The 10536-nt window shown below is 43.7% G+C and carries 6 protein-coding genes and 1 pseudogene; 5 read left to right on the plus strand and 2 right to left on the minus strand.

Features of this window, described 5'->3' with window-relative positions; genetic code table 11:
- The 3 genes and pseudogenes from AAFP11_RS28255 to AAFP11_RS28265 form a co-directional block, all read left to right on the plus strand.
- Positions 1–533 (plus strand): annotated as a pseudogene (locus tag AAFP11_RS28255) (hypothetical protein); the annotation flags it as partial.
- A 6-nt stretch (positions 534–539) separates the two neighbouring features.
- Positions 540–1871 carry a hypothetical protein gene (locus AAFP11_RS28260; protein ID WP_341740011.1) on the plus strand — a complete coding sequence of 444 codons (1332 nt, stop codon included), beginning with the start codon at positions 540–542 and terminating at the stop codon, positions 1869–1871.
- Between the two features lie 509 nt (positions 1872–2380).
- Positions 2381–3709: a hypothetical protein gene (locus tag AAFP11_RS28265; protein ID WP_341740012.1), complete on the plus strand. Its 1329-nt coding sequence runs from the start codon at positions 2381–2383 to the stop codon at positions 3707–3709.
- Positions 3710–3914: 205 nt separating this feature from the next.
- Here the strand turns inward: AAFP11_RS28265 and AAFP11_RS28270 are convergent, their stop codons facing one another.
- The gene (locus tag AAFP11_RS28270) at positions 3915–5246 is read right to left on the minus strand and encodes a hemolysin family protein (protein ID WP_341740013.1); all 1332 of its coding nucleotides are present in this window, start codon (positions 5244–5246) and stop codon (positions 3915–3917) included.
- A gap of 291 nt (positions 5247–5537) precedes the next feature.
- On the opposite strand from AAFP11_RS28270, the gene mfd reads away from it, so the two are divergent.
- On the plus strand, positions 5538–9068 hold the full coding sequence (mfd, locus tag AAFP11_RS28275; protein ID WP_341740014.1) for a transcription-repair coupling factor: 3531 nt from the start codon (positions 5538–5540) through the stop codon (positions 9066–9068).
- Entirely contained in the window at positions 9055–9735 is a 681-nt protein-coding gene (locus AAFP11_RS28280; RefSeq protein ID WP_341740015.1) for an S-layer homology domain-containing protein, read from the plus strand. Before mfd ends, AAFP11_RS28280 begins: the two co-directional genes overlap by 14 nt.
- Before the next feature lie 184 nt (positions 9736–9919).
- Here the strand turns inward: AAFP11_RS28280 and AAFP11_RS28285 are convergent.
- On the minus strand, positions 9920–10536 hold a 617-nt coding region (locus AAFP11_RS28285), incomplete at its 5' end, for a heme oxygenase (biliverdin-producing) (RefSeq protein ID WP_341740016.1).

The following is a 10536-nucleotide window of genomic DNA, read 5'->3' on the forward strand; positions in this document are numbered from 1 at the left end:
CAATACAGGTGAGGCTATTACTCAAAGATTACCAACAAGAAATTATCAAGTACGACAAACAAGTAAAAGAGTCTAAAACCGACCCCAAAAATAGCGGTACTGTCTATATTCCCAAATCTGATACTGTTTTAGATGATACTGATGCTTTTAGCAAAATGGTATCCATGTGGTACGACTCTTCGGTAATGATGAATCAAATTTTATCAAGTAGAAGAATTCCTTATTTTCACTTTATTCAGCCCAACCAATATTATCAAACCAAACGGATATTTCCCCAAAAGGAAAAAGCATTTGCCATTAGCAAAGATAGTCCTTACATGGAAGGGGTAACAAAAGGCTATCCGCTGCTTTTGTCAAAAGTTGATGATTTGCAAAAAGCCGGAGTTAATGTATTTAATGGAGTGAATATCTTGGACAATACCAATGAAATTGTTTACAAAGATTCCTGCTGTCACTATAATTTAGTAGGACAGGAATTATTTGCTAACTATATTTCCAGTTCAATTATTAAAGTAGCAAGGAAGTCGAAATAGAGGTTTATGAAAGATTTAAAATTTATCAAAAAAGGACAAGATTTTCTCAAGATTGCTTTAGTGAACTTAGTGCTTTTACTCGTTTTCCTCGAACTCGGTTCCCTGGGATGGTATTTTGTGAAACACAAGCAATTTTTCTATACTAGGGAAAAGCCAAAAGATAAGTTTTCGGTGGGAATTAATTTAGAAGGAGTGCGGCTCAGAGAGTCGATTGTCCAAAGATTTCATCCTTTTTTTGGATTTATTCAAAAACCAAGCGCCGACTTTCGCCCGGGTTTTAAAGTTAACAATTACGGGTTTATCTCGCCTTACGATTACCCTTTCAAAAAGACTAAACCAAATCAATTTATTATCGGAGTATTTGGCGGTTCAGTTGCTTCTGATTATGCAATATTTCAAGTCCAAAATCAAATTCTCCCTAGATACCTCAAACAGTTGCCCGCTTTGAAAGATAGAGAATTCATTATTTTATCTTTTGCCACGGCAGGTTACAAACAGCCGCAGCAGTTGCTAATTTTAAACTACTTTTTGGCTTTAGATCAAGAACTCGATATGGTCGTGAATATCGACGGCTTTAACGAAGTAGCACTTTCAAATTTAAACAATAAAAATAAAATCGATTTGGCGATGCCAAGCATTCAGCACATCCTACCGCTGACAAACATAGCCAACAATAGCCTTTCTACAACAGCGATGAAAGAAACGATCGCAATTAAAGAAAGTAAAGTTAGGATTAATCGGGGTTTGAAAAGTATGCAGGAATGCAAGTTAGCTGCGTGCGACGCTTTAACTTCTGTTTACGTTCTAAACTTGATAAACAACTACCGAAAAGATGTCATCAGGTTTGAAAAAGAGAGGAATCAAACGCAGAATGATGACGGCGGCAGCGTGGTTTATATCAATCTTAACAATTCTGTTATGAAAGATGATGCTGCTTTTGAACAAATGGCTCAGAGTTGGGCGAAAAGTTCAATTTTTATGAATAAAGTATTGTCGGCTAGCAACGTGCCGTATTTTCATGTTTTTCAGCCAAATCAATACTATCAGACGAAAAGGGTGTTTAGCGAAGCGGAAAAGCGGATTGCTTTTAATAAGGATACTCCTTATGCTAAGGCTGTTGAACTTGGATATCCGGCTTTGTTTAAGAAGTTGCCTAATTTGGCAAAAAATAATATTAATTTAGTGAACGCTGTGAATGTTTTTGATCAGACTAAGGATGCTGTTTATGTGGATAGTTGCTGTCATTATAATCAAGCTGGAGAAGTGGTTTTCAGTAATTATGTGGGCGGGGAGATTTTAGAACGGTTGCGGAAGGAAGAAAGAAACAAGAAGAAGTGATATGATGTCCGGTTAATTGCTGATAAATCCTATGTGGGCATCGGGCATCGGGCATTGGGCGTAGATAAATCGCGAGGCAGAGCCTCTGGATATGCGTTCCCAGGTTCTACCTGGGAACGAGAAAAAGTGATATGATGTCCGGTTAATTGCTGATAAATCCTATGTGGGCATCGGGCATTGGGCGTAGATAAATCGCGAGGCAGAGCCTCTGGATATGCGTTCCCAGGTTCTACCTGGGAACGAGAAAAAGTGATATGATGTCCGGTTAATTGCTGATAAATCCTATGTGGGCATCGGGCATTGGGCGTCGATAAATCGCGAGGCAGAGCCTCTGGATATGCGTTCCCAGGTTCTACCTGGGAACGAGAAAAAATTTAGTAGGACAGGAAATATTGGTAAACTATATTTCTAGTTCGATTATTAAAGTATGGAGAAATCCAGCAGCAACTAGCACACCACTGAAAGAAAGCCCCAAAAAATAAATAAGTATTTATTACTGTAAAAAAAACATGAATGATTTCAAATTTATTAAAAAAAGCCCAGAAATAATCAAAATTGCTTTGATTAATTTACTGTTGTTACTGACTTTCCTAGAGGTGGGTTCCTTGGGATGGTATTTTGTCAAGCACAAGCAATTTTTCTATACCAGACAAAAGCCATTAGATAAATCTGCCTTGGGAATTAATTTAGAAGGAGTCCGGTTAAATGAGTCTATAGTAGAAAGATTTCATCCTTTTTTCGGATTTGTTCAAAAACCGAGTGCTGATTTTCGCCCCGGTTTTAAAGTAAATAACTATGGGTTTATTTCTCCTTACGATTACCCGTTGAAAAAGACTAACAAAAATCAATTTATTATTGGAGTCTTTGGCGGTTCGGTTGCTTCTAACTATTCAATATTTGAAATACAGAATAAAATTTTGCCTGAATATATCAAGCAGTTGCCTAGTTTGAAAAATCGAGAATTTGTAATTTTGTCTTTTGCTACCGGAGGCTATAAACAGCCCCAACAATTGTTAATTTTAAACTATTTCTTAGCCCTTCGTCAAGAATTCGATCTGGTTGTAAATATAGATGGCTTCAATGAAGTAGCCCTTTCTAATTTAAACAATAAAAATAAGGTCGATTTAGCGATGCCAAGCATTCAGCATATCTTGCCGTTGACTAACTTGGCGAATAATAGCCTTTCTACAAAAGCGATGAAAGCAACTATCAGAATTAAAGAAAATAAAGCTAAGATTAATCAGGCTTTGGAAAGTTTGCAACACTGTAGTTTGGCGGCGTGTGATGCTTTCTATTCAGTGTATATTCAAAACTTAGTAAATAACTATAAAACCGATGTGATTAAGTTTGAAAAAGAACGCACTAAACAACAAGATGATGGGAGCGTTATTTACCTTAATACTAATAAATCTGTGGCACAAGATTCGGTAGCATTTGAAGAAATGGCATGGAATTGGGCAAAGAGTTCGATTTTTATGCACAAAGTTTTGTCGGCTAGCAATGTGCCTTATGTTCATGTACTCCAGCCCAATCAGTATTATCAGACAAAAAGGGTGTTTAGCGCCGCCGAAAAGCAGATTGCTTTTAATCAGGATACTCCCTATGCTAAGGCAGTGGAAATTGGGTATCCGGCTCTGTTTAAAAAGTTTCCTAATTTAGAAAAAAATAAGATTGATATATTTAATGGGGTTAAGGTTTTTGACAAGACTAAAGATGCTGTTTATGTGGATAGCTGCTGTCATTATAACAAAGCGGGAGAAGTGGTTTTTAGTAATTATGTGGGTAGTTCCATTTTAGAAGTGTTGCGGGAGGATGAAAAAAATAAGAAGAAGCGATGAAGCAGAGCCTCTGGCTATGGGTTACAAGGAACTAAAATGAATGTTATTCTAGAGTTTATTCCCTCACCAATTGCTCTGAACGAGAGGTAAATTCTTCTTGGCTAAGGAGTCGGGTACGCCCTCGCTAGGGCTGTTAAGAAGCCCACATCATACTTCGGCTACGCGAGCGCGCAAGTAGCTGTACTCGGCTTGATGTGGGAGTCTGTCATGTTTTTGGATTGCTTGGGGGTAGATTCCCTGCTTTGTCGATCGGCATTACCAAGATTTTATCAACTCGGTTCCCGTCCATATCGACTACTTCGACACGCAAATTGTTCCACTCAAAGTGTTCGGCGGCTGCGGGAATTTTGCCCAAATTTGTAATCACAAAACCGCCCATTGTGTGGTAACTTCCTTTGTTTTCTGCTGACAATTCTTCGATGCCAAACATCTCAAAAAAATCTTCGACTGGTAGCATTCCATCTAACAGCCAAGAACCGTCTTCCCGTTGGACGGCTTGTGGCTCGTCGGCATCTTCAATAGAGGGAAATTCTCCCACGAGTTCGACTAAAATGTCGTTAACTGTAACCAATCCTTGAATCACGCCATATTCGTCTACTACCAAGGCTATTTGATTGCTAGATTGCTTGAAAAGTTCTAATACTTTTAAACCCCGCGTGCTTTCTGGTACAAATAAAGGTCTTCGTAAAGAAGCGCTTAAATCGAGGGGTTGACCAGTTAAAGTCCGTGACAGCATATCTGTGACGTGTACTAAACCGACAACGTTGTCCAGGCCTCCCTGACACACCGGAAACCTAGAATGACCGCTGCCAAGCATTTTTTGGCGATTTTCTTCTACTGAATCGTCGAGATCGAGCCAGGTAAGATCCGGGCGGGGTGTCATTAAGGCGCTGACTCGTCGATCGCCCAAACGAAACACCCTTTCTACCATATCTTGTTCGGCTTCTTCAAAGGTGCCGGCTTCGGTGCCTTGCTCGATTAAAACTTTAATTTCTTCTTCTGTAACTTGCGGTTCTGTGGAGGGCAAAATCCCCATGAGCCGCAGCACTAATTCAGTAGAATAACTCAAAACATAAACGGCGGGAGCGCCAATTTTTGAGAGCATTCGCATGGGAATGGCTACGCTGGAGGCGATCGGCTCTGGGTTGTTGAGTGCTAGTCGCTTGGGCACGAGTTCGCCAATAATTATGGTCAGATAAGTTATGGTTAAAATTGCGATGACTGAGGCGATCGCCCCAGAATAGGGTGCGAGGGCGGGAATCAGTCGCAACAAAGGCTCTACTCTTTTAGAAATAGTCGTTTCTCCAAAAGCGCCCGACAGAATAGCCAGCAGCGTAATCCCGATTTGGACTGTGGGTAAAAACTGATTGGGGGCATTAGCCAGATCCAATGCGACGCGGGCATTGGTCGAACCTTGGTTGGCCATCTGTTGCAGTCTTACCTTGCGTACTGAGATGATGGCCATCTCGGACATCACAAATAAGCCATTGAGGAAAATCAGCAGCAGAACAATCAGAAGGTCGGTACTTGGGGACATTTCTCAAATTATCGGTGGTAACGGCAATCACAGCCCGGTTAAAGGAGAGGCCTGAAAGCTTTCAATCTCGATCGCAAAATCGAAATTTTGTTGCTATCAATCCTGTACCTAGATTAACGGAACTCGCTCGTTTCGATCGCAGCCTCGATATATTAGAGCAAAAATTAACCCCCTGTTAAGTTCCTCGGCGACAACAGATCCTCGACACAATCAATGATGTTTGTCGTACAATCTCCTTAACAGGCAAAGAGAAAGAGCCTTTGCCGATCGGGGATTAAAAATTAACAGCCCATGACTTTCTCTTCAATCATTCGGACTCTAGGGCGATCGCCCCTAGCCACAGAACTACTCAACAAACTCAAGCGCCATGGGTACGTGCAACTCTCCGGCGTAGCCCGCCTACCGAAAGGTTTGGTAGCTTCAGCCCTCGCCCAGCAAGAGGGGCAAAGTTTACTCGTCGTCACAGCAACTCTGGAAGAAGCTGGCCGCTGGGTGGCTGGGCTGGAGGCGATGGGCTGGCAGACTGTGCATTTTTACCCGACTTCGGAGGCTTCGCCCTACGAGCTATCTTACTCCGATGAGAGCGAAATGACTTGGGGGCAAATGCAGGTGCTGGCGGATTTGGTCCAGCAACCAGAAATCACTACTAATTCTAAGCCGATGGCGATTGTCGCTACAGCGCGGGCTCTCCAGTCTCATTTGCCGCCACCTGCTGCTTTTGCACCCTATTGTCTGACTTTGGCGCGAGGTATGGTTCAAGACTCGAAGATTTTAGACCGCCAACTTGTTTCGATGGGGTATCAGCGGGTGCCTCTAGTCGAAATGGAGGGCCAGTGGAGTCGTCGGGGGGATATTGTGGATGTGTTTCCGGTGGCTGCTGAGTTGCCGGTGCGGCTGGAGTGGTTCGGGGATGATTTGGAGCAAATTCGGGAGTTTGATCCGTCTTCGCAGCGATCGCTTGATAAGATCGATCGGTTGGTTTTGACTCCTACGGATTTTGGGGGAATTGTGCGGGGGGCTTTGGGTGAAAGGTTGAGTTTACTAACGAACCGCGAAGGCGCGAAGGGCGCGAAGGAAGAACCCCCCCCTGCCCCCCCCCAAGGGGGGAATGGAGAGGAGGGGGAAGAAGGGGAAGGGAAGGTGATTAAGGGGTTGTTGGGTTTGGCTTTTGAGCAGCCTGCTTCTATTTTGGATTATTTGCCGTCAAATACTTTGGTGGCTATTGATGAACCGGCTCAGTGTGAGGCTCACTGCGATCGTTGGTTTGAAGGTGCTCGGGAGCAATGGGAAAGTTTAATTGTTTCTGTTCCTAAGATTCACCGCTCTTTTGCTGAGTCTATGGCGGATGTGGAAGCTTTTCCTCGACTTTATGTTTCGGAATTGGCTGAATCTTCTGTTTCTGTTTCTGGTGCGATTAATTTGGCTTCTCGCCCGGTGCCGGTGATGCCTCACCAGTTTGCTAAGTTATCTCAAATGCTCCGGGAGGAGCGCGATCGCGGTTTTTCGGTGTTTTTGGTTTCGGCTCAACCGAGTCGCTCTGTTTCTCTGCTTTCGGAACATGACTGTCCGGCTCAGTTTGTGGTGAATCCGCGGGATTATTTGGCGATCGATAAGTTGCAATTGCAGCATATTCCGGTTGCTTTGAAGTACAGCGGTTTGGCTGAATTGGAAGGTTTTATTCTGCCTACTTTTCGGATTGTTTTGATTTGCGATCGGGAATTCTACGGTCAACATTCTCTAGCTACTTTTAGCTATGTTCGCAAGCGCCGTCGTGCTGCTTCTAAACAAGTAGACCCGAATAAATTAAGCCCTGGTGATTTTGTGGTTCACCGTCAGCATGGAGTGGGTAAGTTTATTAAGTTGGAGCGTTTGACGATCGATCGCGAAACTCGCGAATATTTGCTGATTCAATATGCTGATGGTACTCTCCGAGTCGCCGCTGACCAATTGGGGGCTTTGTCGAGGTTTCGGACTGTAGCTGATCAAGTGCCGGAACTGAACAAACTCACAGGTCAAACTTGGGAAAAAACTAAAACAAAGGTTCGCAAAGCTGTTAAGAAATTAGCGGTGGATTTGTTGAATCTTTATGCTAAAAGAGCTAAACAAACAGGGTATGCTTTTCCTCCTGATATGCCTTGGCAACAAGAGTTGGAGGATTCTTTTCCTTATCAGCCGACTCCGGATCAGTTGAAGGCAACTCAGGATGTGAAACGGGATATGGAGGGCGATCGACCTATGGATCGCTTGGTCTGTGGTGATGTCGGTTTTGGTAAGACGGAAGTGGCTCTGAGAGCGATTTTTAAGGCGGTTACGGCGGGTAAGCAGGTGGCCATGCTTGCGCCGACGACGATTTTGACCCAACAGCACTATCACACGCTCTCAGAGCGTTTTTCGCCTTATCCTATTCAAGTTGGTTTGCTCAATCGCTTTCGCACTGAAACGGAACGCCGGGAGATTCATAAGCGTTTGGCTACTGGGGAATTAGATGTGATTGTGGGTACTCAAGCTGTTTTGAGTAAGGCGATTAAGTTTCGGGATTTGGGTTTGTTGGTGGTGGATGAAGAACAGCGGTTTGGGGTTAAGCAAAAGGAAGCTATTAAAGCTCTCAAAACAGAGGTGGATGTTCTGACTCTCACTGCGACGCCGATTCCTCGGACTTTGTATATGTCGCTGTCAGGGATTCGGGAAATGAGTTTGATTGCGACTCCGCCTCCGAGTAGGCGACCGATTCAGACGCATTTGGCTCCCTATGACCCGGAGGCGGTGCGGAGTGCGATTCGTCAAGAATTGGACAGGGGTGGTCAGGTTTTTTACGTGGTGCCACGGATTGAGGGGATTGAGGAGTTGGCTGCTCAGTTGCAGGTGATGGTTCCGTCTGCGAGAATTGCGATTGCCCATGGTCAAATGGATGCTTCGGAATTGGAATCGATTATGCTGACTTTTAGTGCGGCGGATTTCGATATTTTGGTGTGCACGACGATTATTGAATCGGGTTTGGATATTCCCCGCGTTAACACAATTTTGATTGAAGATGCCCAGAAATTTGGTTTGGGTCAACTTTACCAGTTGCGGGGACGGGTGGGACGTGCGGGTATTCAAGCTCATGCTTGGCTGTTGTATCCTAAGCAAAGTCAGTTGACTGATGCTGCAAGGCAGAGGTTGCGGGCGATTCAAGAATTCGCGCAGTTGGGTTCTGGCTATCAGTTGGCGATGCGGGATTTGGAAATTCGGGGTTCGGGTGATATTTTGGGTACGGAACAGTCTGGTCAAATGGAGGCGATCGGTTTTGATTTGTATGCTGAAATGTTGGAGGAGGCAATTCGCGAAATTAAGGGTCAAGAAATTCCCAAGGTTGAAGATACTCAAATTGATCTGAGTTTGACGGCTTTTATTCCTGCTGATTATATTGGGGATTTGGATCAGAAGATGAGTGCTTATCGTTCTGTTGCTTCTGCTAGTACGCCCCAAGAGTTGCAGCAGATTCAGGCTGATTGGTGCGATCGTTATGGGCCGATTCCTCTTCCTGCAAAGCAACTTATTCGTATTGTTGAACTCAAACAAATTGCTAAGCAAATTGGTTGTTCTAGGATTAAAGCGGAAAATAAGCAGCATATTGTTTTGGAAACATCTATGGAGGAGCCTGCTTGGCTGTTGCTTAAGGCTAATTTGCCGGAACATTTGCAGTCTCGTTTTGTCTACAGCAAGGGAAAGGTTACTATTCGAGGGATGGCCGTTTTGAGTGCGGACAAGCAATTGGATAATTTGATTGATTGGTTGGGTAAGATGCAGGGTGCTTTGCCGGAAGCAAATGTTTTATTTTAAAATCGTGAAAAATTTAGTTAGCATTTTTTTTACGATCGCGCTATTGCAAGGAATCCCGACAGCCGTTCAAGCTCAATTAATGATTGACCCGATTGAGCGGGTGGTGACTGCGGGATTGATGACTAAGGATGCTCGTGGCAATTTTAATGCTGAGGGTTTTGTGAGTCGTGCGGAGTTGGCTACCATTTTGGTGAAAACTTTTGGTTTAGAACACCGGAAAACTTCTCAGAAAGCCGATCGGGAATTGCCAGATGTACCTAAAAGTTACTGGGCCTATAGTGCGATTCAAATTGTTTTGAAAACGGGAACTATGACTGGATATCGCGATGGAATGTTTTTTCCCAATCAAAGGGTGACTCGTGCTGAGGCTTTAGCGATTTTTGCTCAAGCTTATGGTGTTTTTCAGTTTCTCGATGTTAATGTTTCTGAGATTTTAGCTAATTATCCAGATGCGGCGGAAATCCCTAATTGGGCGAGAAAGTCTCTGGCTACTGCACTTTATGAAGGTTTTGTCAATATTGAACCTGGAACTAATAAGATTCATCCTTTGAAGCCGATGACTCGTGGCGATATCGCTTACGCTTTGAACAAGTATTTGGAGGGACAGGCGAGGTCTGCTTCACCAACGGTGCCGGAGGAACCTCCGAATCGGGGTGTGGGACGGTGAATCTTTTGGTATGGTAGAGCATCTGGGTAATTTTGACACGAGTGTCTCGGAGCGATCGACTTTCTAGATCGCCCACAATGCAAAATCCCGGAGCTTTGGTGACTATAAAACCAGCCATCAAACCCCCAGGATTTCAAATTTTGCTCTATTAACGAGATTAAACTTATGGTAAGGGAACTTTAACTTAATCAGCCGTAGCCAATTCGGTACTCCCGCCACCGCGTTTGCGCGTCAGGGTATTAAACAACATTTGACCAACAGCTTTAATCAAATTGCCTTCTAACTCCATGAACATCTTCATATTCATGCCAAAAGCTGCATTAGCTTCGTCCACAATTCGCTCTGCTGTGGCTTCGTCAATGGGCAATTCATTCATTGCTTGACGGTACTTAGTTTTGAACTCTTTTTCATCAGGAATATCCTGGAATTCATAAAAAGCAGTACCTTCTCCCTCGGTAAGGTTCATTCCCCGCTGAGCAATCCCCTTGAGGATTTGTCCACCGGATAAATCGCCGAGATAGCGAGTGTAAGAATGAGCAACTAATAGTTCTGGTGCGGTGGCTGAAATTTTGTGAATTCGCTCGATGTAAGCTTTTGCTGCTGCTGAGGGAGCTACCTGTTCCCGCCAATTCACGCCGTAGTAATAGTACAAATCTTTTTCTAGACTTTGTTTCCGATTCAACTCAGAAAAGTAAATTTTTGAAATCACCGGATGCTGTTTTTGGCGTTCCATTTCCTCTTCTATGGCGGAGTATACAAAGTAGAGGTTGCCTACTAATTTCCGGTAAGATGTCTTTTCTA

This window comes from Microcoleus sp. CAWBG640 (assembly GCF_020883015.1).
GTDB classification, from domain to species: Bacteria; Cyanobacteriota; Cyanobacteriia; order Cyanobacteriales; family Microcoleaceae; genus Microcoleus; species Microcoleus anatoxicus.

Bases quoted from the DNA above. Each gene is read 5' to 3' on its own strand.
- AAFP11_RS28260 (WP_341740011.1), top strand. From the start codon at position 540: ATGAAAGATTTAAAATTTATCAAAAAAGGACAAGATTTTCTCAAGATT.
- AAFP11_RS28265 (WP_341740012.1), top strand. From the start codon at position 2,381: ATGAATGATTTCAAATTTATTAAAAAAAGCCCAGAAATAATCAAAATT.
- AAFP11_RS28270 (WP_341740013.1), bottom strand. From the start codon at position 5,246: ATGTCCCCAAGTACCGACCTTCTGATTGTTCTGCTGCTGATTTTCCTC.
- mfd (WP_341740014.1), top strand. From the start codon at position 5,538: ATGACTTTCTCTTCAATCATTCGGACTCTAGGGCGATCGCCCCTAGCC.
- AAFP11_RS28280 (WP_341740015.1), top strand. From the start codon at position 9,055: ATGTTTTATTTTAAAATCGTGAAAAATTTAGTTAGCATTTTTTTTACG.